22 protein-coding genes and 1 pseudogene are annotated in these 24,594 nt (G+C 63.2%); 10 read left to right on the top strand and 13 right to left on the bottom strand.

The genetic code is table 11. The annotated features are described in order from the left end of the window. Positions 1–86 precede the first annotated feature (86 nt). Entirely contained in the window at positions 87–1,433 is a 1,347-nt protein-coding gene (locus tag ASC86_RS05140) for a formimidoylglutamate deiminase (RefSeq protein ID WP_056316963.1), read from the top strand. A 114-nt stretch (positions 1,434–1,547) separates the two neighbouring features. Here the strand turns inward: ASC86_RS05140 and hutC are convergent, their stop codons facing one another. The 5 genes from hutC to ASC86_RS05115 all read right to left on the bottom strand — a co-directional run bounded on the left by hutC (position 1,548) and on the right by ASC86_RS05115 (position 4,997). Then, the gene (hutC, locus tag ASC86_RS05135) at positions 1,548–2,270 is read right to left on the bottom strand and encodes a histidine utilization repressor (RefSeq protein WP_056316961.1); all 723 of its coding nucleotides are present in this window, start codon (positions 2,268–2,270) and stop codon (positions 1,548–1,550) included. A gap of 122 nt (positions 2,271–2,392) precedes the next feature. After that, positions 2,393–2,821 carry a DUF1810 domain-containing protein gene (locus ASC86_RS05130; protein WP_056316958.1) on the bottom strand — a complete coding sequence of 143 codons (429 nt, stop codon included), beginning with the start codon at positions 2,819–2,821 and terminating at the stop codon, positions 2,393–2,395. A gap of 65 nt (positions 2,822–2,886) precedes the next feature. Next, on the bottom strand, positions 2,887–3,873 hold the full coding sequence (locus ASC86_RS05125; RefSeq protein ID WP_056316956.1) for an aldo/keto reductase: 987 nt from the start codon (positions 3,871–3,873) through the stop codon (positions 2,887–2,889). Positions 3,874–3,949: 76 nt separating this feature from the next. Then, on the bottom strand, positions 3,950–4,537 hold the full coding sequence (locus ASC86_RS05120; protein WP_056316954.1) for a YigZ family protein: 588 nt from the start codon (positions 4,535–4,537) through the stop codon (positions 3,950–3,952). A gap of 52 nt (positions 4,538–4,589) precedes the next feature. Beyond that, entirely contained in the window at positions 4,590–4,997 is a 408-nt protein-coding gene (locus ASC86_RS05115) for a MerR family DNA-binding protein (protein ID WP_056316951.1), read from the bottom strand. A gap of 77 nt (positions 4,998–5,074) precedes the next feature. On the opposite strand from ASC86_RS05115, the gene ASC86_RS05110 reads away from it, so the two are divergent. After that, positions 5,075–5,842, top strand: coding sequence for a glutaredoxin (locus ASC86_RS05110; RefSeq protein ID WP_056316949.1), 768 nt, complete (start codon positions 5,075–5,077; stop codon positions 5,840–5,842). 118 nt (positions 5,843–5,960) lie between these two features. On the opposite strand, the pseudogene ASC86_RS05105 reads toward ASC86_RS05110, so the two are convergent. From ASC86_RS05105 to ASC86_RS05090, 4 genes and pseudogenes are all read right to left on the bottom strand, one after another. After that, positions 5,961–7,114: pseudogene (locus tag ASC86_RS05105) on the bottom strand (IS4 family transposase). Positions 7,115–7,305: 191 nt separating this feature from the next. Further along, positions 7,306–10,995: a trifunctional transcriptional regulator/proline dehydrogenase/L-glutamate gamma-semialdehyde dehydrogenase gene (gene putA / locus ASC86_RS05100; protein ID WP_056316947.1), complete on the bottom strand. Its 3,690-nt coding sequence runs from the start codon at positions 10,993–10,995 to the stop codon at positions 7,306–7,308. A 153-nt stretch (positions 10,996–11,148) separates the two neighbouring features. Next, positions 11,149–11,484, bottom strand: coding sequence for a YkgJ family cysteine cluster protein (locus ASC86_RS05095; protein WP_056316944.1), 336 nt, complete (start codon positions 11,482–11,484; stop codon positions 11,149–11,151). Positions 11,485–11,528: 44 nt separating this feature from the next. Then, on the bottom strand, positions 11,529–12,335 hold the full coding sequence (locus ASC86_RS05090) for a phosphodiesterase (RefSeq protein ID WP_056316941.1): 807 nt from the start codon (positions 12,333–12,335) through the stop codon (positions 11,529–11,531). 194 nt (positions 12,336–12,529) lie between these two features. Here ASC86_RS05090 and ASC86_RS05085 point away from each other — a divergent pair, with 194 nt between their 5' ends. Beyond that, entirely contained in the window at positions 12,530–13,564 is a 1,035-nt protein-coding gene (locus ASC86_RS05085) for a proline racemase family protein (RefSeq protein ID WP_056316938.1), read from the top strand. Between the two features lie 16 nt (positions 13,565–13,580). Here the strand turns inward: ASC86_RS05085 and ASC86_RS05080 are convergent, their stop codons facing one another. Then, on the bottom strand, positions 13,581–13,832 hold the full coding sequence (locus tag ASC86_RS05080; RefSeq protein ID WP_056316936.1) for a hypothetical protein: 252 nt from the start codon (positions 13,830–13,832) through the stop codon (positions 13,581–13,583). A gap of 234 nt (positions 13,833–14,066) precedes the next feature. Here ASC86_RS05080 and ASC86_RS05075 point away from each other — a divergent pair, with 234 nt between their 5' ends. After that, positions 14,067–14,636, top strand: coding sequence for a FecR family protein (locus ASC86_RS05075; RefSeq protein ID WP_162244976.1), 570 nt, complete (start codon positions 14,067–14,069; stop codon positions 14,634–14,636). An 8-nt stretch (positions 14,637–14,644) separates the two neighbouring features. Here the strand turns inward: ASC86_RS05075 and ASC86_RS05070 are convergent, their stop codons facing one another. Then, positions 14,645–16,462 (bottom strand): adenylate/guanylate cyclase domain-containing protein, encoded by a 1,818-nt coding sequence (locus tag ASC86_RS05070; RefSeq protein WP_056318285.1) that lies wholly within the window; start codon positions 16,460–16,462, stop codon positions 14,645–14,647. A gap of 48 nt (positions 16,463–16,510) precedes the next feature. Next, entirely contained in the window at positions 16,511–17,215 is a 705-nt protein-coding gene (locus tag ASC86_RS05065; RefSeq protein ID WP_056316931.1) for a Crp/Fnr family transcriptional regulator, read from the bottom strand. Positions 17,216–17,476: 261 nt separating this feature from the next. Between ASC86_RS05065 and ASC86_RS05060 the strand changes: the two genes are divergently transcribed. From ASC86_RS05060 to ASC86_RS05035, 6 genes are all read left to right on the top strand, one after another. Then, positions 17,477–17,860: a DoxX family protein gene (locus tag ASC86_RS05060; protein WP_056316928.1), complete on the top strand. Its 384-nt coding sequence runs from the start codon at positions 17,477–17,479 to the stop codon at positions 17,858–17,860. Positions 17,861–18,017: 157 nt separating this feature from the next. Further along, positions 18,018–18,653: a nucleoside triphosphate hydrolase gene (locus ASC86_RS05055; RefSeq protein WP_056316925.1), complete on the top strand. Its 636-nt coding sequence runs from the start codon at positions 18,018–18,020 to the stop codon at positions 18,651–18,653. A gap of 92 nt (positions 18,654–18,745) precedes the next feature. Next, entirely contained in the window at positions 18,746–19,801 is a 1,056-nt protein-coding gene (pyrC, locus tag ASC86_RS05050; RefSeq protein WP_056316921.1) for a dihydroorotase, read from the top strand. Between the two features lie 126 nt (positions 19,802–19,927). Next, the gene (locus ASC86_RS05045) at positions 19,928–20,626 is read left to right on the top strand and encodes an orotate phosphoribosyltransferase (RefSeq protein WP_056316917.1); all 699 of its coding nucleotides are present in this window, start codon (positions 19,928–19,930) and stop codon (positions 20,624–20,626) included. A gap of 82 nt (positions 20,627–20,708) precedes the next feature. Continuing rightward, positions 20,709–21,635, top strand: coding sequence for a carbohydrate kinase (locus ASC86_RS05040; protein WP_056316913.1), 927 nt, complete (start codon positions 20,709–20,711; stop codon positions 21,633–21,635). A gap of 126 nt (positions 21,636–21,761) precedes the next feature. Next, positions 21,762–22,808: a glycosyltransferase family 1 protein gene (locus ASC86_RS05035; RefSeq protein ID WP_056316910.1), complete on the top strand. Its 1,047-nt coding sequence runs from the start codon at positions 21,762–21,764 to the stop codon at positions 22,806–22,808. A gap of 139 nt (positions 22,809–22,947) precedes the next feature. On the opposite strand, the gene pgi is transcribed toward ASC86_RS05035, so the two are convergent. Further along, positions 22,948–24,573, bottom strand: a complete 1,626-nt coding sequence (gene pgi, locus ASC86_RS05030; protein WP_056316907.1) for a glucose-6-phosphate isomerase — start codon at positions 24,571–24,573, stop codon at positions 22,948–22,950. Between the last annotated feature and the right edge of the window lie 21 nt (positions 24,574–24,594).

The following is a 24,594-nucleotide window of genomic DNA, read 5'->3' as shown; positions in this document are numbered from 1 at the left end:
TTCGTTGTGATAATGTATATACATAATCTTTCGAGTTTCAAGCGGAAAAGTTTTCTGCTCCACTGAAAGCACCAAGAGGAGAGGACATGACGGTCATTCATGCAAGGGCGGTTTTGACGCCGCAGGGTTGGCAGAAGGATGTACGGCTGACGCTGTCGGGCGGGCGGATAGAGGCCGTGGAGGCGGGGCAGGCAGCCCAGCCCGGAGACGAGCGCCACGGCGTCCTCGTTCCGGCCATGCCGAACCTGCACAGCCACGCCTTCCAGCGCGCCATGGCGGGTCTCGCCGAAGTGCGCGGGCCTGCTTCGGACAGTTTCTGGAGCTGGCGCACGGTGATGTACAAGTTCGCGCTGTCGATGACGCCGGACCATGCCGAAGCGGTGGCCGCCGCCCTCTATATGGAAATGCTCGAAGCCGGCTTCTGCCGCGTCGGAGAGTTCCATTACCTGCATCACGACAAGGATGGCCGGCCTTACGCGAATATCGCCGAGATGGCCGAGCGCATCGGTGCGGCGAGCGCCGAGACCGGCATCGGCCTGACGTTGCTTCCGGTGCTCTATGCCCATTCCGGGTTCGGCGGTGCAGCCCCCATCGACGGCCAGCGCCGTTTCATCAACTCCACCAGCCAGTTCGAAGCCCTGATGGCCGGCTGCCGCACCGTTACGGACCGGCTCGACAACGGCGTGCTGGGTGTCGCGCCCCACAGCCTGCGGGCGGTGACGCCGGACGAGCTGAAGGTCGCCGTCAAATTGGCGGGCGATGGGCCGATCCACATCCATGTGGCCGAACAGACGAAGGAAGTGGAAGACTGCATCGGCTGGTCCGGCGCGCGGCCGGTTCAGTGGCTGCTCGACAATGCCGGCATCGACGGCCGCTGGTGCCTGATCCACGCGACCCATATGACGGATGACGAGACGCGGCGTATGGCGCAAAGCGGCGCGATCGCCGGCCTTTGCCCGATCACGGAGAGCAACCTCGGCGACGGCATCTTCCCTGCACCGGTTTTCCTGGAGCGCGGCGGCCGCTACGGCATCGGCTCGGATTCCAACATCCTGATCTCGGTTTCCGAAGAGCTGCGCCAGCTTGAATATTCCGAACGCCTTGGCCTGCGCGCCCGCAACGTCATTGCGGAAAGCGGCGGCTCGACCGGGCGCTCGCTGTTCGAGCGGGCGATCGAGGGCGGCGGTGCGGCGCTTCAGAACCATCCGAAGATCGCGGCCGGCGCCGGTGCCGATTTCGTCGCGCTCGATACCTCGGCTGTTCCCTATCTCGACGGCGACCAGTTGCTCGACAGCTGGGTCTTCGCCTCGGGCGTGACGGTCGACAGCGTCTGGTCGGCGGGCCGCAAGGTCGTCTCCGAAGGCCGCCACGTCAAGCGCGATGCGATCGCCAATCGTTTTCGCGCTGTCATGCAGGAATTGATCGCGGGCTGATTATGGAAAGGGGCGGGCTTTTGCGCGTGTGAGCAAAGGCCCTCCCCAACCCTCCCCACCAGGGGGAGGTTGGGAAAGGCGTTTTTTACCCATTTTTTCCTCGAGACCCTACCGTCAAGGCCGCTGTCCCTGCGGGGAAAACTGCGCGACGAGCGAGTGGCGGTCACCGGGATAGGTGAGGCGCACATGGGTCACCAGACCCTTTTCGCTCCAGGTGCGGCGCTCGACCACCAGGCAGGTGGTTCCATCCGCCAGTTCCAGCGCTTTCGCCTCGTCGTCGGCGGCCGGAACGGCCTTGATGATGTGCTCGGCCGTCGTCCACGGCACCTGCTTCATCAGCCAGGGACCCGGCGCCTCCGCGGCGAAATCGACCCCCTCCGCCTCCGGTACGGCTTCCAGATTGATGATCCGATCCTCGTGGCAGAAGGGCTTCTTGCCGGCGAAATGAATGCAGCGGAATTCGAGGATCGGTGTTGACGTGTCCAGCGACAGCCGCGAGGTCTCACTGGGCCGGACCTTGCGCTTGCTGCGGCTGACGAGGCAATAGCGATAGGGAAGATTGAGGCTTTTGACCTCCGACTCGATATCGTGGATTTCGAGGATCGCAGCCTGCGACTGCGGCCGCGCGACGACGGTGCCCGAACGCTTGCGCCGCTCCAGGAGGCCGGCGGCAGCAAGGCGCGTCAGCACCTTGTTCACGGTCATGCGCGAGCAGCCGTATTGCGCGGCGAGATCGATCTCGAAAGGAATGCGGAAACCCGGCGGCCATTCGCCTGAAACGATGCGGGCCTCTATTTCATCCTGGATACGGCGATCAAGTGTATCTTCTTTCGCCACGTTTTCTCCGCTGTCTGGAAATGGCCGAAGGCAGGAATGATGCCGTCGCGTCTATCTGATCCAGAATTATTGTCAAATCGCTTTGGATGCCAGACCCACGCAACCGGAAGACGGAAATGCCCTTAAGGCGCGATAGACAAACGGTCGAGCGTTGCGGGATCGTCTCCTGCATAGAACTGCGTCAGGGTTTCGCGAAAGAGCGCATTACCCGGCCCGGCGTGGGCAAAGAGGGTCAGGCAGGAGCGGAATTTCATATCGTCCGGCGCACCGAAAATTTCGCGGGCGCTGCGGCCGGTGTGGATTTTCACGGCTTCGGTGCATTCCTCGAGCCGTGAACCGAGCAGCGGATGGGTAAGATAGGCCTTCGCCTCGTCCTGTCCTGAAATCGCATAACGCTGGGCCATCGGCGAATGGCCAAGGCCGGCGACCTGGGGGAAGACGAACCACATCCAATGGGTCCGCTTGCGGCCATCGCGCAGTTCGGCAAGCGCTGTCTCATAGACCGGCGCCTGCGCATCGACGAAACGTTGAAGGTTCCATTTGTCCTGCATGGTCTTCTCCTGCCGTGCCGGCTGCGATCGTCAACGCGGCAGGAGACGATCGGTTCAGGCCGGGCCTACCATTTCTGGTGCACGTGCGCCTTGATCAGGCGTTCGTAGATATCCGCCAGGGCCTGCATCGTCTCAGGTTTCGGGGCGGCGATGTCGCTTGCGGCGGCATTGCCCTTGGCCTGCGCCTCGTTGCGGGCGCCGGGAATGACGACGGAGACGGCCTTGCTCTGCAGAATCCACGCCAAAGCAAACTGCGCCATCGTCACGCCTTCAGGCACGAGCGGACGGACCTGCTCGACAGCCTCCAGCGCCACATCGAACGGCACGCCGGCAAAGGTCTCGCCGACATCGAAGAACTCGCCATGGCGATTGAACTTGCGGTGATCGTCATCGGCGAATTTCGTTTCGGCCGTGATCTTGCCGGAAAGCAGGCCGGAGGCGAGCGGTACGCGCACGATGACGCCGACATTCTTCTTGACGGCTTCCGCGAAGAACAGGTCCTGCGGCCGCTGGCGAAAAATATTGTAGATGATCTGGACCGTGGCGACGCCCGGATATTCGATCGCCTTCAGGGCTTCCTCGACGCGCTCGACGGAAACGCCATAGGCACGGATCTTGCCCTTGGTGACGAGGCCATCGAGGGCGCCAAACATGTCCGGGCTGTAATAGACGTCGGTCGGCGGGCAATGAAGCTGGACGAGATCGAGTGTCTCGACGCCGAGATTGGTAAGGCTGCGGTCGATGAAGGCCTCTATATTGGCGCCGGTATAGCCGTCCGCGACATGCGGGTTCAGCCGGCGGCCCGCCTTGGTGGCGACGAAGGGTTTGTCACCGCCGCGCTCCTTCAGCACCGAGGCGATGATCTTTTCCGAGCGGCCGTCGCCATAGACATCGGCGGTGTCGATGAAGGTCACCCCGGCATCGAGAGCGGCGTTCAGGGCACGCTTGCCGTCCTCTTCGGAAACATTGCCCCAGGCTCCGCCGATCTGCCAGGCGCCGAAGCCGATTTCGGAAATGGTGGCCCCGGTGCGGCCAAGGGTTCTGGTCTTCATGGGTAAGGTCCTCGCCTGTAACGTTGCAAGAGCGTGTCGTCGGGGTTTCTAAGCCGATTGTGGCGGATGCGAAAGTCTATTCGTCGTCGAAGCGTATGCCGGCCTGCCCGCGGGTCAGATCGCGGACCAGCGTCCGGATTGCCTCGCGCAGAGGCTTGGCCATCTGCACGTCAAGCACAGCGCCGGTACCGGTAAAGCTTTCCGTCGCGATCGTCACGCCGTTCGAAGCGAGCCGCGCCTTGACGAGGGCGAGATCGGAAAAATCACATGTGATCGTCGCCCCGTCCATCTCGATCACTTCGGCCTTTTCGGCGGCGCGCAAGCCCATCGCGGCGGTGCCGCCATAGGCGCGGATCAGCCCGCCGCTGCCGAGCAAAATGCCGCCGAACCAGCGGATGACGACGACGGCGACGTGATCCAGCCCCTGACCGTCAATCGCCTGCAGGATGGGCTTGCCGGCGGTGCCGCTCGGCTCGCCGTCGTCGTTAAACCGATAGAGCTGGCCGACGCGCCAGGCCCAGCAATTGTGGTTTGCCGCGGGGTCGGAATGGGTGGCGATGAAATCCTTCGCGTTCTGTTCATCGGATACGGGGCCGTAGACCGCGATGAAGCGGCTCTTCTTGATATCCTGACTGAAGGTTTCGGTGGTGCGGAGGGTCAACATGCCGGGATGTGATAACCGATGATCCAGTGGCGCGCCATGGGGCCGGAAAAACTCAGTCGCCGTCGAAGGCGGTGAGGATCGGGCAGGGGCCGATATCGGAGGCGGCGCAATCATGGGCGAGCTTGTGCAGCGCCTTGCGGGCGGTTTGCAGTTCCGCGATCTTCGTATCGAGGGCAGAGATGCGCTCCCTGGCAAGCGCCCGCGCCCGCTGGCGATCCTCCCCGGCATCGAGTTCGATCAGTTCGCCGATCTGTTCCAGCGTGAAACCGGCCGCTTGGGCCGCGCGAATGAAGCGCAGCCGGCGCAGGTCGGCATCGCCGTAGCGGCGGATCGCGCCGTGCAGGCCGCCACCGCCCATCCGTTCCGGCAGGCCAAGAAGGCCGCGGCGCTGGTAGTAGCGGATGGTTTCGACACCGACACCGCCTTCGCGCGCAAGGCTCGCAATCGTAATGTTTTGCATGCTTGACTCCGTACTATGGTACGGAACCTATATAGGATGCAGTCGGTTAAAACCAAACCCCAGCGAAAGACTGCATCATGCTCGACACCACACAACGCAAAGCTATTCTCTACCGCATGGTGATGCCCAAGCACGCCTGCCCCTACGGGCTTAAGGCCAAGGACCTGCTGGAACGCGAAGGTTACGACGTCGAAGACCATTGGCTGAAGACCCGCGAGGAAACGGATGCGTTCAAGGCCGAGCATGACGTGAAGACGACGCCGCAGGTTTTCATCAACGGAAACCGGGTCGGCGGTTATGACGATACGCGTCGGTTTTTCGGTAAGACGGTGCGTGATCCGAAAGCCGTGACTTACCGTCCGGTGCTGGCGGTTTTTGCAATCGCGGCGCTGATGGCGCTTGCGGCGAGCTATGCCAGCTTCGGCACGGTTCTGACCATCCGTGCCGGCGAATGGTTCATCGCTTTCAGCATGGCAATCCTGGCGATGCTGAAGCTGCAGGATATCGAGAGCTTTTCGACGATGTTCCTGAACTACGACCTGCTTGCAAAGCGCTGGGTGCGTTACGGTTATGTCTATCCCTTCGCGGAAGCCGGCGCCGGTATTTTGATGATCGCAGGCGCGTTGGACTGGGTCTCCATCCCCGTCGCGCTGTTCATCGGCACGATCGGCGCGGCCTCGGTGTTCAAGGCTGTTTATATCGACAAGCGGGAACTCAAATGTGCCTGCGTCGGCGGCGGCAGCAATGTGCCGCTCGGTTTCCTGTCGCTGACGGAAAACCTGATGATGATCGCCATGGCGATCTGGATGCTGTTCATGTCCGCACCAATGGGGCACATGGGCTAACTCGCCCATGCCTCCCAACACTCCGTCGTCATCCTTGGCCGAAAAGCCGAGGATCTATGGGCCTCTCGCTGAATAGAGAGGCTGGTGGATGGTCGGGTCAGGCCCACTGGTGTCCGGTTTAAGTTGGAAAGAAATCGAGCATCATCTGTCTGTTGTCGTATTGGGGCGGTGGCTTTAGAGTTCGCAGGGTGTCGATCGGTTTTCGGTGCATGAGATTGAGGCTCACGAGCCTTGCGAATTCGAGGGTTTTTTCGACGGTGTCCTGGCAGGCCTGGGCGGCTGTGAGGATGAGATAGGCGATCAGGGCGACGAAGACCTGGATACGCACGGCGTTTTCGGAGTTTCCGAGAAAGTGGCGGATCTTGAGGTTCTGCTTGATCCATTTGAAGAACAGTTCGATCTGCCAGCGCTGTCTGTAGAGGTCGGCGATCTCCTGTGCCGGTGCGTCGAGATCGTTGGTGACGAGCCGGATGATCTTGCCGGACTGGATGGTCACGACGATCTCGCGCAACGGATCGCTAAACGGGTTCGTGCGGGAGCGCGCCATGCGCTCGGGCAGAAGGCCGATGCTGTCTGAGAGGATGGCTGTCCCCTCGGTGAGCGGCAGTTGCGTCACGGCTTCGAGACGGCTGTTGCTCTTGAGGCGGGTGACGAAGCGGGCGCCGGCCGCGTCGATGTTTTCCCACCACCCGAAATCATAATAGCCGAGATCGAAGACATAGGTCATGCCCGGCATGATCGCCATGGCTTTGGCGGGGACGATGTCGTTGGTCTTCTGGCCCGACAGCGTCATGGCCAGCGGCAGGCCGGCATCTGGATCGTAGCAGACATGCAGCTTGACGGCGCGGTGACCTGAAACCATGTCGGCCCATCCGCCGGAGAGCGAGGAGAGCGTGATGCGGGTGGCGTCGAGCAGGCGCACGGCATCACGGATATGGCGGCGGGTGCGGCGGCTGGCGGCGTTGGCCATATGGGAGAACAGGCCGGCAAACACATCGCAGGGCCGTCGTGCATTGGCGTCGGCCAGCGTGGCGCGGGCAACGCATCGCCCACCCAGATGGTAAGCCGGGCCTTCTGGCTTGAAAGCCCGGCTTCGATCTCGCGCAGGCTCGCCGCGCCGGAAAGCTGGCCGAACAACAGCGCCAGGAACTGGCTCTTGGTCGTCAGCCGGCGAACCCGGTGATCGGCCTTGTGGTCATCCACAAGCCGATCGAACACCGACCAGGGAATATGCTTCTGTATCTGGTGGAAAACGCTATTCTCGTGCCGCATGACATTGACCTCCTGCTCGTGTCCAGAACGCCGCGAAACGTCTGAAACCAAGTAGAATCAATGTCATGCACCATGTCTACAAATTTAAACCGGACAGCAGTGGGTCAGGCCCGACCATGACGGAGGAGGCTGAGGAGACGCGTCGATAATCTGAAGATGCCGCGCCTTCGCGCGGCGTCTTCATTTGGTAATCAGCCGATAGACATCAGGCTGGCATTGCCGCCGGCGGCGGCGGTATTGATGCTGGTCGAGACTTCTTCCAGCAGCCAGTTGAGGCAATAGGCATCCGGGTTCTTGTCCAGCTCAGCCGTGGTTGCGGCCTGAACCAGAACCAGCGGGCCGGGAAGCCCTGCGATCTCCTTGTTGACGGCAACGATGCGCTCCGCATCGCCTTCGACTAGCGCGCCGGCAAACGGACCATCCGCCTTCCAGTCCTTCGACCAGGAGACGCGGGTTGAAACCGAGGCCGGCAGGCCTGACAGTTTTTCCTGCAGGCCGGAAGTCGCATCGATAACGACGGTGTTACCGGTCGCAAGGGCTGCCGCCAACTGGCGGTAGAGGCCGGTTTCCGTCTGCGGCACGGCGAGCACGCGGCCACGCGGATGCAGCTCATAGAGGTTGCGTTCGCCGACAGGGCCGGCAAGCTCGCTTGCGAGGCCGAGCGCCGAGACGCTGCCGGTTTCGCGGGTGGCCGAGGCCTCGTTCTTCAGGCCCTTGCCATCCAGCCACTTGGCGAAATCGAGCAGGACCGGATCGGTATGAACCGAGCTGTGCTGCGGAGGAACCGGCGGCGTCGAGACGAGGCGACCGAGATAGAGCGGGCCGCCCGCCTTCGGGCCGGTGCCGGAAAGGCCGCGGCCACCAAAGGGCTGCACGCCGACGACGGCGCCGATGATGTTGCGGTTGACGTAGAGATTACCGGCCTTCACCCGCGAGGTGACATGGGCGATCGTCTCGTCGAGGCGGGTGTGAAGGCCGAAGGTCAGGCCATAGCCGGTGGCGTTGATGTCGTCGATCAGGCGGTCGAGGTCATCGCGCTGGTAGCGCAGCACATGCAGGACCGGGCCGAAGACTTCGCGTTTCAGGTCGGACAGCTTCTTCAGTTCGATGATCGTCGGGGCGACGAAAGTGCCCTTGGCCGCCGTCTCGCCGGGGGCGATGCGTTCGACGCGGGCGCCGAGCCCACGCATCGTCTCGATATGCTTTTCGATGATGCCTTGGGCCTCAGAGGTAATCACCGGGCCGACATCGACGGAGAGACGGTCGGTGCGGCCGATTTCCAGCTCGTGCAGTGCGCCCTTCAGCATGGTCAGCACGCGGTCGGCCACGTCTTCCTGCAGGCAGAGCACGCGCAGCGCCGAGCAGCGCTGGCCGGCGCTGTCGAAGGCCGAGGCGATGACATCTCCGACGACTTGTTCAGCCAGTGCCGAGCTGTCGACGATCATGGCGTTCTGGCCGCCGGTTTCGGCGATCAGCGGGATCGGCTTGCCGATCTTGGAGAGGCGGCCTGCCAGTTGCGCCTGGATGAGGCGGGCGACTTCGGTGGAGCCGGTGAACATCACGCCGGCAATGCCGTCCGCGCCGACAAGCGCCGCGCCGATGCGGCCGTCGCCCGGCAGAAGCTGCAGCACGTCGCCGGGAATGCCGGCTTCGTGAAGGATGCGTACACCTTCGGCGGCGATGAGCGGGGTTTCCTCGGCAGGCTTCGCCAGAACCGGGTTGCCGGCAACCAATGCCGCAACGACCTGGCCGGCGAAAATGGCGAGCGGGAAGTTCCACGGGCTGATGCAGACGATCGGGCCGAGCGGCGCGTGGGCCGGGCCGAGCGTGCGGCTGGCCTGTTCGGCGTAGTAGCGCAGGAAGTCGATGGCTTCGCGCACTTCGGCGATGGCGTTCGGCAGCGACTTGCCGGCTTCGCGGATGATGAGGCCGAGCAGCGCCGGCATGCGCTCCTGCATCAGGTCGGCGGCGCGGACGAGGCGGCTGGCGCGCTCTGCGGGGGAGACGGCGGCCCACTGGGCCGCAGCCGCATTGGCGGTGGCAACGGCGCCAGCGACATCTGCCTCGCGGGTTTCAGTAACGGTGCCGACGCGGTCGGTGAGATCGCCGGGGTTGAGAACCGGACGGCTTTCTCCATCGGCCGTCTTGCCGCCGATCAGGGGTGACGCCTGCCAATCGACCTTGGTCGTGGCCACCAGCGCGTCATCGAGCATCGAGAGCGTGACTTCGTTGGAAAGATCGAATCCCCTGGAGTTCGGCCGACCGGTATAGAGTGCTTCCGGCAGCTTGATCTTGTCGTGCTGGGCGCCGGGAACCGGCATGGCGCGGACAATATCGACCGGATCGGCGATCAGGTCGTCGACCGACACGGCCGGGTCGGCGATGCGGTTGACGAAGGAGGAGTTCGCGCCGTTTTCGAGCAGGCGGCGCACGAGGTAGGCCAGCAGCGTCTCATGGGTGCCGACCGGGGCGTAGATGCGGGCCGGGCGGTCGAGCTTGTCCTTGCCGACGACTTCGTCATAGAGCGGCTCGCCCATGCCGTGCAGGCATTGGAACTCGTAGTCACCGACCTTGAAATCAGGGCCGGCGAGTTCGTAGATCGTCGCCAGCGACTGGGCATTGTGGGTCGCGAACTGCGGGAAGATCACGTCGCGGGCGGCAAGAAGCTTTTTAGCGCAGGCGATATAGGAAACGTCGGTATAGATCTTGCGGGTGTAGACCGGGAAGCCATCGAGGCCGTCGAGCTGCGCGCGCTTGATCTCGGCATCCCAATAGGCGCCCTTGACGAGGCGCACCATCATGCGATGGCCGGAGCGGCGGGCGAGGTCGATGATGAAATCGAGCACGAAGGGGCAGCGCTTGCCATAGGCCTGCACGACGAAGCCGACGCCGTTCCAGCCGGACAGATCGGGATCGAGGCGCAGCGCTTCGAGCAGGTCGAGCGACAGTTCCAGCCGGTCGGCTTCCTCGGCATCGATGTTGAGGCCGATGTCGTAGCCCTTGGCGATCAGCGCCAGCGCTTTCACCTTCGGCAGCAGTTCGCCCATCACGCGGGCGGCTTGGGCGCGGGTGTAGCGGGGGTGCAGTGCGGAAAGCTTGATGGAGATGCCGGGGCCTTCATAGATGCCGCGGCCGGCCGAGGCCTTGCCGATGGCATGGATGGCGTTTTCGTAATCGGTGTAATAGCGCTTGGCGTCGGCAGCCGTGGTCGCGGCTTCGCCGAGCATATCGTAGGAATAGCGGAAGCCGCGGGCTTCGAGCGGGCGCGAGCGCTTCAGCGCTTCCTCGATGGTCTCGCCGGTGACGAACTGCTCGCCCATCATGCGCATCGCCATGTCGACTCCGCGGCGGATGACCGGCTCGCCGGCGCGGGCGATGAGGCGGGTCAGTGCTGCGGAAAGGCTGCGGTCGTTGACGGTGGAGGTGAGCTTGCCGGTGACGACGAGGCCCCAGGTCGCGGCATTGACGAACAGCGACTTGCCGCCGCCGATATGGGACTTCCAGTCGCCCTCGGAGATCTTGTCGCGGATGAGAGCGTCGCGGGTGGCGGTGTCCGGGATGCGCAGCAGGGCTTCGGCAAGGCACATCAGCGCCACGCCTTCCTGGCTCGACAGCGAATATTCCTGCACCAGTCCTTCGACGCCGGAGCCCTTGTGCTTGGCGCGCAGCGCGGTGATCAGCTTGCGGGCGGTGTGCTTGGCGCGGGCGCGGGTATCGGCGGGCAGCGCTGCCTCTTCCAGCAGGCGCGGCACGGCTTCGGTCTCGGGGATGCGGTAAGCTGATGTGATCGCCTGGCGCAGCGGTGTCGGGGCCGAGATCGGCGGCGCGAAATTGGCAAAGGGCTGTACGGCGTTATCTGCGACTGGTTGCGGCTGGCTCATCGATCATCCCTTTTAAAACGCGCTGGCGGCATCTTCGTGCTCGGGCCGGAAAATACGGTTGGTTGCGCCGTATATCCATCCGGTCAAATTGGCGATATGCCGATTTTATCTCTATTTTTTATCTCCGAAACCGTACACTATGCGGCATATCCTTCAGTCCGCCGAAGAATGCGAAAATGCGCCGGCCGCCAGGATATCCCGGTGGCGGTGGCGCGCCATCAGGCACTCGTCGTCGCCGGGCATGCAGGTGCGGCAGACGATGGGCCGGACCGCATAGATGCGGCAGCCGACGTGGATGCCGAGCTTCCCTTCGAGAGCATCGCAGCGATCATTGGAACAGCGCATGCCGCCGAGATCCGCGGAGACGTATTCCGCGGGTATCCGTTCGATCTCGGCGTCGCTTTCCAGCGAAAAACGCGGCCAGTCGGCCGAATAGGCGCAGCATGCGCCGCAGGCCTGACAGTCAAAGGTTTCGGGGGGTGCGCTCATGCGCCAAGGCTAACATGGTCTGATGTCATGCGAAACCACCCGCTTTACGCAACGGCGGCCTCACGTTTGGCAATCTCGTAATCCTCGGTGTGAACGAGCACGCCGGTATCGGTCATGACGGCGATGCCGTAGGCGGCCGGTTCATCGACGGAGAGCGACGCGTCCGGCGCTTCGAAGGGCATCGGCTGCTGATGCACAGGGCTCTTGAACACGGAGAAGGGAATGCCGCGGCTGGAGCCGGAGATGGTGCGGTGCACGTGGCCGGCGAAGATATGCAGCACATTGCCGCGCTTCTTCACCAGATCGTAGAATTCGACCTCGTTGATCAGGCGGATCTGGTCCATGCCGGAAAAACCAGTCGCATGCGGCGGGTGGTGCATGAACAGCAGAACCGGCCTGTCGCCTGCCGTTTCCAGCTGGCGGTCGAGCCATTCCATCCTGATGTCGCAGAGCAGGCCGGCATGGCTGTTGGGATAGTCGTAAGGCGGGGCAAACAGCGTATCGAGCAGCACGACGCGGCAATCGTCGAAATCGATGACCCGCTGCACGAAGCCGTTTTCGTCCGTCACGGTTTCAGGGAACACGTCGAGGAAAGTCTCGCGCCGGTCGTGATTGCCGATGGTGATCGCCAGCGGCGGGGTGAGTTTGTCCAGTTCGCGCTTCAGCCGCTCATAGGAGGTGCGGTCCGCCCGGTGCGCGAGGTCGCCGGTGACGATCACCTGATCGGCATCCGCATGGTAGCGGTTGACGTGGTCGATGCCGGCGGCAAGCCGCTCGGCCGGGTCGAGGCCGATGATGGTCGTGCCTTCGGGAACCATGTGGAGATCGGTAAAGATAATCAGCTTCGTCATAGCGGGAACCGTAAAATGGGAACGAATGAAGGAGGTGCCGGGGGTAAAGTCCATGTCTGGGGTGAAGGGGCTAACGTCCGGGCGGGTAAAATCTGCCGCCAAGAAAATCCATCTTTCTGCCCGTAGGCAAGTCCCTTTTCCTGCGATATCACCAGTGCCGAATTGGATTCGATTGCCGACGAAGGAGTACCGCCATGAGATGGAAACGCACGATCCAGCTGCTGGATGTTCACGCCGAGGGTGAAATCGGCAAGGTGGCGATCGGCGGTGTGCCGAAAATCCCCGGAAATTCCATCGCCGAGCAACTCAACTACATCAACACGGTGGATGACAGCCTGCGCCGGTTCCTGTGCCTGGAGCCGCGGGCGTCCTCGATCGGCTCCGTCAACCTGCTGGTGCCGGCCAAGCGGCCGGAAGCCGATGCGGGCTTCATCATCCTGCAGGCCGACCAGGCCCATGCCATGTCCGGCTCCAACTCGATCTGCGTGACAACAGCGCTGCTCGAATCCGGTATCGTCGAGATGAAGGAGCCGGAAACCGTCGTCATGCTCGACACCGCCGCCGGCCTCGTCAAGGCGACGGCGACCTGCAAGGACGGGCGCTGCGAGCGCGTGACGCTGACCATGACGCCCTCTTTCGTTCAGGAACTCGATGTCGAGCTCGATACGCCGGACTGGGGCCGCATCAAGCTCGACCTCTGCTACGGTGGCATCTTCTATGCGCTGGTCGATGTCGCCCAGGTCGGCACGACGATCGACAAGGCCAATGCCCGCACGCTGGTCGAGGCCGGTATGAAGATCAAGGAACTGGTCAACAAGGCGATCCCCGTCGTGCATCCGGAAATCCCGGAAATCAACGGCGTCGCCTATGTGATGTTCCGCGATACGGAAGCCGACGGCACGGTGCGCACCTGCACCACGATGTGGCCGGGCCGTGTCGACCGCTCGCCCTGCGGCACGGGCAGTTCGGCCAATCTGGCGACGCTCCATGCGCGCGGCCTTGCCAAGGTCGGTGATGTCTTCACCTCGCGCTCGATCATCGGTTCGGAATTCAAGGTGGGCCTGCAGGCGGTGACGGAAGTTGCGGGCCGGCCGGCGATCATCCCGACGATTTCCGGCCGCGGCTGGACCTTCGGCCTGCATCAGGTGGCGCTCGATCCCTTCGATCCGCTGGCCGAGGGCTTTGCCATGACGGACACCTGGGGACCGGAAGCGGGTAATATCCGCTGACAACGAGGCTCGCCGGCTACTGCGGGCGGGCCATTTTCTTCAGGGCTGGCGCGGCAGCGGCAACACTGCCGGTCACGCCGTGATCGATCACGGCCCTTTCGGCCGGCTGCTTGGCAAGAGCGGCGATCGCATAGTCGTCGCCGGCGGCCGGCATGATGACCGCAGCGCGGGAAGACGGAACAACGATCGCAGCAACCGAAAGCGCGCTGACGGCCGCCAGCAGCAGCGCGTTGATGATCGAAATATGTTTGGCGGCAACCTTTTTCATGGCGTTCTCCCTTGGGTTCGTGCCACCTTGGATCGTCGCGATCCGGGCAGCTGTTCCGCCGGAAACAGCCGGTTGAAGCGGCAGGAGCGACAAAAGGGAGAGAACCGGGTCGGCCGCGCAGAAGCGCCGCCGCGGGCCGGACGGCGAAGGAGTTGGGCAATGACGCGGAATATTCGCAAGCCACGACCGTTTCTGATCGGCCGCCGTACATTCATCGCCGGTTGCGCGGCAACCATGGGCGGCCTCGTTGCCGCGCCGAGCCGGGCGGGCACCGTCATTGGCACGGCCTCCGATATTCGCGGCGACGTGCAGCGCAAGCGCCTGCAGACGGAAGAGGGCCTTTCGACCGGCGCCGAGATCATGGACAAGGACCGCGTCGCGACCGGCGCCGATGGCTTTGCCGATCTGACATTGGAAGGTGACACTCGCATCCTGCTCGGCAACCGGACGGAGCTACTGATCGACAGCTTCATCGCCAACCAGGGCGGTACGATGGAGCTCGGCATGGGACAGATGGTCTTTGATCGGCCGGAAGGTCTGCCGAAGATCGACCTGGCTGTTCGCACCGCTTTCGGCATGATCGGCGTGCGCGGCACCAAGTTCTTCTGCGGCCCGACGCGCGGTGTTTTCGGCGTCTTCGTCGAGCACGGGCAGGTGGCGGTCGAAGGCGGTGGCGTGACCGAACTTGTCGGCCCCGGCGACGGCGTGGAAATCGCTCGCCCCGGTGAAGCGCCGAACAAGCCGGTCAAGTGGAAGGAAGCGCGCATCGTAGAGGCCTATGCGAGCGTCGGCCTCAAAAGGTAAGAATATACTTACTCTTCATCGTTGTTGGTGAAGAGTTCCATTTCGCCGAAACCGCGGATTTCGTGCATCCCCAGAGAGCGCAAAGGCCGGCCGCTTTCGGCTGCTGCCTGGGGGCCGATGCAGATCGCCGTTCCCAGGAATTTGTTGGCCTCCTGAAGCCGCGCCGCGAGATTGATGGCGTCGCCATGGGCGGTGTAGTCGAGCTTGCCGCCGGCACCGACCTCGCCGAGCACGGCAATACCCGTCTCGATGCCGATGCGGGTGCGGCCGAACTGGTATTCGACGAAACCGGGACGGGTGCGCATTTCCTCGGTCAGCACATGGATCGCCTCGGCGCAGTCGATCGCCTTGTTGACATGGTCTTCGAGGTCTTCCGGCGCATTGAAGAAGGCGTGCACGGCATCGCCCACCACCTTGTCGACCATGCCGCCATGGATCGCCACAAGCGCATTGACCTCGGCATAATAGGTATCGAGCAGGGCGACGAGATCGCGCGGCGAAAGCTTGTGCGTCAGCGTCGAAAAGCCTTCGATATCGGTGAACAGGGCGGTCACCGGCCGCTCCTCGCTGGCGGCGGTGTCGTCGTCCGGATTGTCGATGTAGCGCTCGACGACCGTTTGGGGCAGGTATTGGGAAAACTTGCTGCGCGCGGCGGATTCCGAGCGCCTGACGCGGGCGAATTGCAGCGTGCTGGTGACCGCGAGCACGGCGAGTAGCGCAAGGCTGACGCCCGGTGCATCGAAGAGCAGGCCGGTAAAGCGATAAAGCGCGGTGGCCGCCGCGACCGTGAAGCAGACGGCGAGCAGGCCGAGCAGCATGGCGGTGACCGGCCGCAGCCGGGTTGCGATCAGGGCGACGAGCGCGCCTGCGATGACGGCGATACCAGCCTCGATCAGCGGCAGGCGCTGGTCGCGGTGGGGGATGAAGCCGGTGAGGACAGCATTGGCGATATCGGCGTGAATTTGCACCGAGGGTTCCAGCGGCATAGAGGCGGTGGAACGCAGCCCGCCGAGATTGGGCAGGCTGCTGCCGATCAGCACGATCTTGTCCTTGAGCTTTTCCGGGGCGACGGTTCCACCGATCACGTCACCGGCCGAGACCGTGCGTTCGTGGATGCGGCCGGCGCCGCTTGCGGCAAAGCGCATGGAGCCGCTCTCGTCGAACTGAATCTGCCGCGAGGCAAGCCTCAGCCAGGGCGGATCGCCACCCAGGATCGGCGTCGATGAGCTGCCACCGAGATGGGCGACTTCGAGGCCGAAGGCGGGATAGGCGTCGTTGCCGAGGATGGAAAAAGCCTGCACGCGGCGAATGCGGGCATCCTCGTCGCCGACCAGGAAGGCGGCCGCGGCCGAATGCGCCGAAGCCTGCAGGAAAGCGCAGGATGTTTCCGCCCCCTCGATGAACCACAATTCGGGAATGCGAATGGGCTTGCGCACCGCGACCGGCGGCACCGGCACGGGCCGTTCGCCGACCGTGTCGGCAATCAGGAAGCCGAGAATGGTCGGAACCTTGGCGATCGCCTGCGCCAGCGCTGCATTGGCCGGATCTCCGGCCACGCAATCGTTGCTGAAGACGAAATCGACGGCGACGGTCTTGGCGCCGGCTTCCGCGACCCTGGTAATGACGGCAGCGGTGTCTGCCCGGTCCCAGGCCTTGTCATCCGTGCCCTGCAGGGACTTGCGATCGACGTCGATGACAACCAGTTCCGGCGCTCGCGGGCTTGGCACCCATTGGGTCACGGCATCGAAGAACAGCTCGCGCTGCGTCTCCATCGCCTCGCCGCCGAGCGTGAAGAGCAGGGCGGCGGCGGCAAGGCTTGCGGCCATGCCGGCGTAAACCGGCCGGATGCGGGAGAGACGCAAGCTCTTCACGCCTCATTCCTCTTCCGGCTCGGCGATCCTTTTCAAGCGTTCGACATAGCAGGTGATGATGCCGTCGTTGCGCTTGATGGCATGGCATTCCTCCAGCGACAGGATGGAGCGGTTCACCTTGGGGCGGCTGGCGCCGAGAATGCCGGCGATATCCGACTGGCTGAGCGTCAGGCGCAGATTGGCGCTTTCCGGCAGGTCGGTGCCGTGGATCTGCCGGAGTGTCGCCAGGAAGAAGCGGGCGACGCGCGAATTCAGATCATAGAGCGCGATCGTTTCCAGCCGGTCCGTGGTATCGCGCAGCAGCGTGCAGAGATAACGCATCACCGCCTCGGCCGCGGCAGGCCGGTTGGTGATGAACTCCATGAAGGCCTTCTTGCTGATGATATAGCCTTCTGTCGCCGTGATCGCCGTGGCATCGGCCGAGCGCGGCAGATCGTCCAGAAGTGCTACTTCACCGAACAGCGCGCCGGCCTCGATATGGCGCAACAGAAGCTCGCGGCCCTGCGGCGTGATCAGCGACAGCTTTATGCGGCCGGAGACGAGAGCAATCATGTAATTGCCCTCGTCTCCGCGCTGGAAGATCACCGTGCCGGGGCTCCATTTGCGATGGGAGGCCAGAGTGGCAAGCGAGGCGATGCTGTCCTTGTCGAACTCCTCGAAGATCGGGAAGGAGCGCCAGAAGGCCGGGCTTTTGTTGATTTCGCTCATGCGACTTCCTCGTGCGGCACGCGTGACGGCTTTTGCCAACCTTTCCGCAGTCTTTCAGAGGTTGCAACAGGAAAAGCCGACAAAACCCTCCGCTCGCGCCGCTATCGGCTGGTGTTCCACATCTTCCCTCGCCATTATTGACGACGAATGCGGATCGTTTCCGATTATTGAACAATCTGTCTCCGGCGGGCTGGCTGGAAGAATTTGGTTTTGCTGTTAAATCTGATGCCACAACGAACCCTTAGCGGAGACTGAGTTCCCATGCAGCAGAGCCCCATCGTCCTCGTCGGACGCATCCTTCTCTCGATCATCTTCATTCTCGCCGGCTTCGGCAAGATCACCGCGCTTGGCGGCACCGCCGGCTATTTCGGCAGCATGGGCCTGCCGGTGCCGATGGTGACGGCCGTCGTCGTCGCCCTCGTCGAGCTTCTCGGCGGCATTGCCATCCTCGTCGGCTTCCAGACGCGCATTGTTTCCTACATCCTGGCGCTGTTCTGCGTGGCAACGGCCTTCGTCGCGCATTTCGATTTCGCCGACCAGATGCAGATGATCAATTTCCAGAAGAACCTAGCCATGGCTGGCGGCTTCCTGGTCCTGGCCGCTTACGGCCCCGGTGCACTCTCGGTCGACGCCCGTCGCGCCTGATTGCCTGCGGTATCGCAACAAAAGCCCCGCCGGGAGACCGGCGGGGCTTTTGCGTGTCTTGGCTTATGGGCAATTCAGTCACCGGTTGACGTTGACAGGGCCCATGATTGCATGTTGCCTGATGGGCACGAAGAATATGGCAGTTTGGTATCCCCCCATGAGCATGACTCTCACTGACATCGCTGATCGGATTGTTGAAAAGGCAGTGGATGCCCGCCGTTTTCTGGTTGCCGTCGCCGGTCCTCCGGGCGCCGGCAAATCGACCCTGGCCGATGCTCTGGAAGGGGAGCTTGTCCGGCGCGGCGAGCGTGCCGTCGTGCTGCCAATGGACGGCTTTCATATGGACAATGGCATTCTCGAAGCGCGCGGCCTGCTTCCGCGAAAGGGCGCGCCCGAAACCTTCGACGTCCGCGCCTTCGACGACATCCTGCGTGCCGTGAAAAAGGCGGATGAGGAGGTGCTGGTGCCGGTCTTCGACCGTAGTCGCGAACTGGCGATCGCCTCGGCCCGCGCCATCCCGGTGGAAACCCGGATCATCCTGGTCGAGGGCAATTATCTGCTGCTCGACGAGATGCCTTGGTCGCGGCTTGCCGGGCTTTTCGATTTCACGGTTTTCGTCGGTCCTTCCGTCGCGGTGCTCGAAGAGCGCTTGCGCGCCCGCTGGGTCCATTACGGGCTCGATGAAGCCGGCATTCAATGGAAGCTCCATGGAAACGACCTGCCGAACGGCCGGCGCATCATCGAAAATTCCAGGCCCGCCGATATCGCGCTTGAAACCTTCTCGATCGACTAAGGTCGGTTGTTTTCCGCCTCGCAATGATGGTATCGGAACCTTCGAATTTACTGATGTAGCGCCTTTGGCCCTGAAGCATTCGGAGACCTCCCATGACCGCACCCCGCCTGACGATCCGCCGTCCCGACGACTGGCACCTGCACCTGCGCGATGGCGGCATGCTCAAGGGTGTGATCGGCGATACTGCCCGCGATTTCGCCCGCGCCATCATCATGCCGAACCTCGTGCCGCCGGTCGTCACGACCGCCGATGCGAAAGCCTATCGCGAGCGCATTCTCGCAGCGCTCGCCCCCGGCGATCGTTTCGAGCCGCTGATGACGCTTTACCTCACCGAAGGCACCAATCCCGACGATGTCGAAGAGGGCAAGACATCGGGCCTCATCACCGCGGTCAAACTCTATCCGGCCGGTGCGACGACCAATTCCCACGGCGGCGTGCGCAATATCGACAATGCAATGTCGGTGCTAGAGCGCATGGCCAAGATCGGCCTGCCGCTCTGCGTCCACGGCGAGGTGACGACGCCGGAGGTCGACATCTTCGATCGCGAGGCCGTCTTCATCGAAACGGTGCTGGAGCCGCTGCGCAAGCGCCTGCCGGAACTGAAGGTGACGATGGAGCACGTCACCACCAGCAACGGTATCGATTACATCAAGTCGGCGGCATCGAACCTCGCGGGATCGATCACCACCCACCACCTGATCATTAACCGCAATGCCATCCTCGTCGGCGGCATCAAGCCGCATTATTATTGCCTGCCGGTTGCCAAGCGCGAAAGCCACCGGCTGGCGCTGCGGGCGGCGGCCACCTCGGGCGACAGCCGCTTTTTCCTCGGCACGGATAGCGCGCCGCATGTCGATCCGCTGAAGGAATGCGCCTGCGGCTGCGCCGGCATCTATACCTCGATCAACACGATGAGCTGCCTTGCCCATGTGTTCGAGGAGGAGGGCGCACTCGACAAGCTCGAAGCCTTCGCCTCGCTGAACGGCCCGGCCTGGTACGGCCTTTCGCCGAACGAAGACACGATGACGCTGGAGAAAAAGGCCGAAGCCGTGAGCTTCCCGGCCAAGATCGAGACCGAGGCCGGCCCGGTCACCGTCTTCGATCCGATGTTCCCGCTGCATTGGGACGTCGTCCGCGCTTCGAGCTGATTGCGCGCGCTTTCTTGTTGGCTTCGTGCGCGCCGCAACCTTTGCCGCGCCACTTTTCCTAGCTTTGAAAGCCCCGACCTGCTATGGCGCGGAGAGTGAAAAGCCGCAGCTGCAGGAGCCTTGCCCATGATCCAGACATCCTTTCCCGACAAGGCCGTGATGGCCGAACTCGTTGCCAAGATGCTGTGGGAAATCAAGGCGGTGCATTTTCGCGCCGATCAGCCCTACAAGCTCGCCTCGGGCATGGCGAGCCCGGTTTATATCGATTGCCGCAAGCTGATTTCCTATCCACGCATCCGTTCCACCGTCATGGATTTTGCGGCCGCCACCATCCTGCGCGATGCGGGCTTCGAGCAGTTCGATGTTGTTGCAGGTGGCGAGACCGCGGGCATTCCCTTTGCCGCCATGCTCGCCGAGCGTCTGGCGCTGCCGATGATCTACGTGCGCAAGGCGCCGAAGGGCCATGGCCGCAACGCCCAGATCGAGGGCCATATGCCGGAAGGCGCCCGCGTGCTGGTCATCGAGGACCTGACGACGGCCGGCGGCTCGATGTTCAAGTTCATCGATGCGATCCGCGCGGCCGGCGGCGTCGTCGATCACGGCATCGCGCTCTTCTATTACGATATCTTCCCCGAGGCCCGCGGCCAGATGAAGGACAAGGGCGTGACACTCCACAACATCGCCACCTGGCGCAATGTTCTGGCCGTCGCCAGGGAGCAGAAGCTGTTCGACGAGAAGACGCTCAGCGAAGTCGAGGCCTTCCTCAACGCGCCGCTCGAATGGTCTGGCCGCAATGGCGGTGTCAGCGCGCTCGCAAGCGCCTGACTCAGGCCGTCGAAAGGCTCTGGCTTTTTCGCGAGGCTTGTATTAAATCGATTGAAATCGTTGTGCAGGAGGACGTGCCGTCATGATCGTTTGCTGTGGAGAAGCCCTGATCGATATGCTGCCGCGGCAGTCGCAGGCGGGTGAAACGGCCTTTGCGCCCTATGCTGGCGGGGCCATCTTCAACACCGCGATCGCGCTTGGCAGGCTCGGCATTCCCACGGGTTTCTTCACCGGCCTGTCCGACGATATGTTCGGCGATATCCTGCGTGAGACGCTGAAGAGCAGCAACGTCGATTTCGCTCCCAGCGCCACGCTTTCGCTGCACACGACGCTTGCCTTCGTCAAGCTCGTCAACGGCTCGGCGACCTACGCCTTCTTCGACGAGAACACAGCGGGACGGATGATTACCCCCGAACATCTGCCGGCGCTTGGCGATTTCTGCGAGGCGCTGCATTTCGGTGCGATCAGCCTTATCCCCGAGCCCTGCGGCTCGACCTACGAGGCGCTGATGGCGCGCGAGCATGAAAAGCGCGTCATCTCGTTCGACCCCAACATCCGCCCCGGCTTCATCAAGGATGCCGAAGCGCACAAGGCGCGCATGCTGCGCATGGCGGCGATGTCGGATATCGTCAAGTTCTCGGACGAGGACCTCGACTGGTTCGGCGAGAAGGGCAGCCATGACGAACTTGTCGCCAAGTGGCTGACGCGCGGCCCGAAGCTGGTGGTCATCACCAAGGGCAAGGATGGCGCCGATGGCTATACCCTCCGCGGCAAGGTTTCCGTGCCCGGTGAAAGCGTCACCGTCGTCGATACGGTCGGCGCGGGCGATACCTTCGACGCCGGCATTCTCGCCTCGCTGAAGCTGAACGGGCTCCTGACCAAGAGTGCGGTCGCCTCGCTCAGCGAAGAGGCTGTTCGTGCGGCACTGACGCTCGGCGCCAAGGCCGCCGCCGTCACCGTCTCGCGCGCCGGCGCAAATCCGCCCTGGGCGCATGAAATCGGCATGTAAGCCGAGAGTATCTCACTCAGCCTGCTTTCATCCGCGTGTCATCCTGACGTGTTCAAAGACGTCAGGACATCCCGGATTGTCGATTCCATGCCTCCGGGATTTCGTCGGCTTGCGGCGGAGGTGGAGATGGATACGATGATTTTGGTCGTCAGCGATGCCTGGCATCCCCAGGTCAACGGCGTCGTCCGGACGCTGGATGAACTATCCCGCACGGTGGCGGAGCAGGGGGCGGACATTCGTTTCCTCACACCGGAGCGTTTTGCCACCATCCCCTTGCCCTTCTATCCCGACATCCGCCTCGCCTTGCCGACCCGCCGGCAAGTGGCGGAAGAAATCGACAGCGTCGCTCCTGATTTCATCCATATCGCGACGGAGGGGCCGCTGGGTCTCGTTGCGCGCCGCATCTGCCTGCAGCGCGGCCTGCCCTTTACGACCAGCTATCACACCCGGTTTCCGGAATTCGTCAGCGCACGCTTACCTATACCGGAGAGCTGGAGCTACTGGTGGCTGCGGCAATTCCACAATTCCGGCAATGGCATGATGGTCGCGACCGCGACGCTCGGAACCGAGATGGCGGCGCGCGGCTTCCGCAACATCAAGCGCTGGACGCGCGGCATCGACACCAATCTCTTCAATCCCTCGCGTCGCCGCGAGGACTGGCTGCCACGGCCGATCTTCCTCAATGTCGGCCGTGTTGCCGTCGAAAAGAACCTGCCGGCCTTCCTCGATCTCGATCTCCCCGGCAGCAAGGTCGTGGTCGGCGATGGTCCCGATCTGGCGAGCCTGAAGCAGCGTTATCCCGATGTGCACTTTCTCGGCCGGCAGATGGGCGCCGATCTCGCCGGCATCTATGCCTCGGCGGATGTCTTCGTTTTCCCGAGCCGAACCGATACCTTCGGCAATGTCATTCTGGAGGCCTTGGCCAGCGGCTGTCCGGTCGCCGCCTTTCCGGTAACGGGGCCGCGCGACATTCTTGCCGATGGTGGCGGTGCGCTTTCCACCGATCTCCGGCAGGCGGCGCTCAAGGCTCTGGATATTCCGAGGGAAAAAGCGCGGGAGAAGGCGCTGACCTACAGCTGGGCCGAATGCGGCCGGCAGTTTCTGTCCAATCTGAGCCGCGTGCCGAAAAATGCCTTTGCCGGTCGTGGACGCCGGCTTGGGACGTATTCCTGACGGCGCCCCACCCCCGCACTGTGCGTCATCCTCGGCCTCGTGCCGAGGATCTTCCAGCCTGTCCCTCTATGCGGAGACGCTGAAAGATGGTCGGGACGAGCCCGACCATGACGAAAGGAAGCCTTGGAAGCCCCCGGTGTTACTTCGCAGCCTTCAAGAGCGCCGCGACAAGCCCTGCCGTCGAGCTATCGTGTCCCGCAGCGCTTTCCTTACCTTCGACGACCGGCAGCAGCCCGGTCGCCAGTTCCTTGCCAAGCTCGACGCCCCACTGGTCGAAGGAGTTGATGTCGAACAGAGCGCCTTCGACGAAGACCCGGTGCTCGTAGATCGCGATCAGGCGGCCGAGTGCATAAGGGGTCAGCTTGTCGTAGACGAAGGTCAGCGACGGGCGGTTGCCGGGGAAGACGCGGTGCGGTGCGATCTTGCCGATCGAGGCGGCATCCATGCCCTTGGCGGCCATCTGAGTCTTGGCCTCGTCGAGGCTGCGGCCCTTCATCAGGGCTTCGGACTGGGCAAGGCAGTTTGCCATCAGCAGCTGGTGCTGATGGCGCAGTTCCGGCTCGTGGCCGTTGGCGGCGATCAGGAATTCGGCCGGGATGATGCTCGTGCCCTGATGGATGAGCTGATAGAAGGCGTGCTGGCCGTTGGTGCCGGGCTCGCCCCAGACGACCGGGCCGGAATTGCCGTCGACCGGCGAGCCGTCAAGGGTCACGCCCTTGCCGTTCGATTCCATGTCGAGCTGCTGCAGATAGGCGGGGAAGCGCGACAGGCGCTGGTCATAGGGCAGGATGGCGCGGGTGGCGTAGCCGAGAACGTTGCGATGATAGAAGCCGAGAAGGCCAAGCAGCATCGGAATGTTCTGGCGCACCGGAGCCGTCTTGAAATGCACGTCGATGGCGTGGGCGCCGGCGAGGAATTCACCGAACCTTTCCTTGCCGATGGCGATCATCAGCGGCAGGCCGATGGCCGACCAGATCGAATAACGACCGCCGACCCAATCCCAGAAGCCGAAGACGCGCTCGGAGCCGATGCCGAAGGCGGAAACCTTGTCGAGGGCGGTGGAAACGGCGCAGAAGTGATGCGCGACGGCCTCGTCGCCCAGTGCATCAACGATGAATTTGCGCGCGGTCGCGGCATTGGTCATCGTCTCGATCGTCGTAAACGTCTTCGACGCCACGATGAACAGCGAGGTCTCGGCATTCAGCAGCTTCAGCGTATCGGCGATATGGGCGCCGTCGATGTTGGAGACGAAGTGCAGGCGCGGGCCGTCATGATCAGGCGCCAGCGCCAGCGTCGCCATCACCGGGCCTAGGTCCGAGCCGCCGATGCCGATATTGACGACATCGGTGATCTTCTTGCCGGTCGCGCCCTTCAGTTCGCCGGAGCGGATCGCGTCGGAGAACACGCCCATGGCGGCGAGCACGGCGTTGACGTCCGGCATCACATCCTTGCCGTCGACGAGAACCGGCGTGTTGGCACGGTTGCGCAGCGCCGTGTGCAGAACGGCGCGGCCTTCGGTGAAGTTGATCGGATCGCCCGCGAACATCGCGTCGCGCTTCTTTGCGACGCCGGCTTCCGCGGCAAGGGCCTCAAGGCCGTCAAGGATACGGTCGTTGACGGCACATTTCGAATAATCGAACAGGATGTCGTCGAGCGTCACGCTGTATTTGGAGAAGCGGGCGGGATCGGCCGCAAAGGCCGCCCGGATATCCGTTGCCTTGGTCTCGGAAACCGTGGATTTCAGCTGTTCGACACGCGCGTTCATAGGGGCTCCTTGCGTCGCATG

The organism is Rhizobium sp. Root1212 (assembly GCF_001424985.1).
In the GTDB taxonomy this organism is placed as follows: domain Bacteria; phylum Pseudomonadota; class Alphaproteobacteria; order Rhizobiales; family Rhizobiaceae; genus Pararhizobium.
This window is presented reverse-complemented; position numbering and strand designations above follow the sequence as displayed.

Excerpts from the sequence above, each read along its gene's own strand:
- ASC86_RS05140 (WP_056316963.1), top strand. The coding sequence starts at position 87 with ATGACGGTCATTCATGCAAGGGCGGTTTTGACGCCGCAGGGTTGGCAG.
- ASC86_RS05130 (WP_056316958.1), bottom strand. The coding sequence starts at position 2,821 with ATGCAGGACAAATGGAACCTTCAACGTTTCGTCGATGCGCAGGCGCCG.
- ASC86_RS05125 (WP_056316956.1), bottom strand. The coding sequence starts at position 3,873 with ATGAAGACCAGAACCCTTGGCCGCACCGGGGCCACCATTTCCGAAATC.
- ASC86_RS05120 (WP_056316954.1), bottom strand. The coding sequence starts at position 4,537 with ATGTTGACCCTCCGCACCACCGAAACCTTCAGTCAGGATATCAAGAAG.
- ASC86_RS05115 (WP_056316951.1), bottom strand. The coding sequence starts at position 4,997 with ATGCAAAACATTACGATTGCGAGCCTTGCGCGCGAAGGCGGTGTCGGT.
- ASC86_RS05110 (WP_056316949.1), top strand. The coding sequence starts at position 5,075 with ATGCTCGACACCACACAACGCAAAGCTATTCTCTACCGCATGGTGATG.
- putA (WP_056316947.1), bottom strand. The coding sequence starts at position 10,995 with ATGAGCCAGCCGCAACCAGTCGCAGATAACGCCGTACAGCCCTTTGCC.
- ASC86_RS05095 (WP_056316944.1), bottom strand. The coding sequence starts at position 11,484 with ATGAGCGCACCCCCCGAAACCTTTGACTGTCAGGCCTGCGGCGCATGC.
- ASC86_RS05090 (WP_056316941.1), bottom strand. The coding sequence starts at position 12,335 with ATGACGAAGCTGATTATCTTTACCGATCTCCACATGGTTCCCGAAGGC.
- ASC86_RS05085 (WP_056316938.1), top strand. The coding sequence starts at position 12,530 with ATGAGATGGAAACGCACGATCCAGCTGCTGGATGTTCACGCCGAGGGT.
- ASC86_RS05080 (WP_056316936.1), bottom strand. The coding sequence starts at position 13,832 with ATGAAAAAGGTTGCCGCCAAACATATTTCGATCATCAACGCGCTGCTG.
- ASC86_RS05075 (WP_162244976.1), top strand. The coding sequence starts at position 14,067 with ATGGGCGGCCTCGTTGCCGCGCCGAGCCGGGCGGGCACCGTCATTGGC.
- ASC86_RS05070 (WP_056318285.1), bottom strand. The coding sequence starts at position 16,462 with ATGGCCGCAAGCCTTGCCGCCGCCGCCCTGCTCTTCACGCTCGGCGGC.
- ASC86_RS05065 (WP_056316931.1), bottom strand. The coding sequence starts at position 17,215 with ATGAGCGAAATCAACAAAAGCCCGGCCTTCTGGCGCTCCTTCCCGATC.
- ASC86_RS05060 (WP_056316928.1), top strand. The coding sequence starts at position 17,477 with ATGCAGCAGAGCCCCATCGTCCTCGTCGGACGCATCCTTCTCTCGATC.
- ASC86_RS05055 (WP_056316925.1), top strand. The coding sequence starts at position 18,018 with ATGAGCATGACTCTCACTGACATCGCTGATCGGATTGTTGAAAAGGCA.
- pyrC (WP_056316921.1), top strand. The coding sequence starts at position 18,746 with ATGACCGCACCCCGCCTGACGATCCGCCGTCCCGACGACTGGCACCTG.
- ASC86_RS05045 (WP_056316917.1), top strand. The coding sequence starts at position 19,928 with ATGATCCAGACATCCTTTCCCGACAAGGCCGTGATGGCCGAACTCGTT.
- ASC86_RS05040 (WP_056316913.1), top strand. The coding sequence starts at position 20,709 with ATGATCGTTTGCTGTGGAGAAGCCCTGATCGATATGCTGCCGCGGCAG.
- ASC86_RS05035 (WP_056316910.1), top strand. The coding sequence starts at position 21,762 with ATGGATACGATGATTTTGGTCGTCAGCGATGCCTGGCATCCCCAGGTC.
- pgi (WP_056316907.1), bottom strand. The coding sequence starts at position 24,573 with ATGAACGCGCGTGTCGAACAGCTGAAATCCACGGTTTCCGAGACCAAG.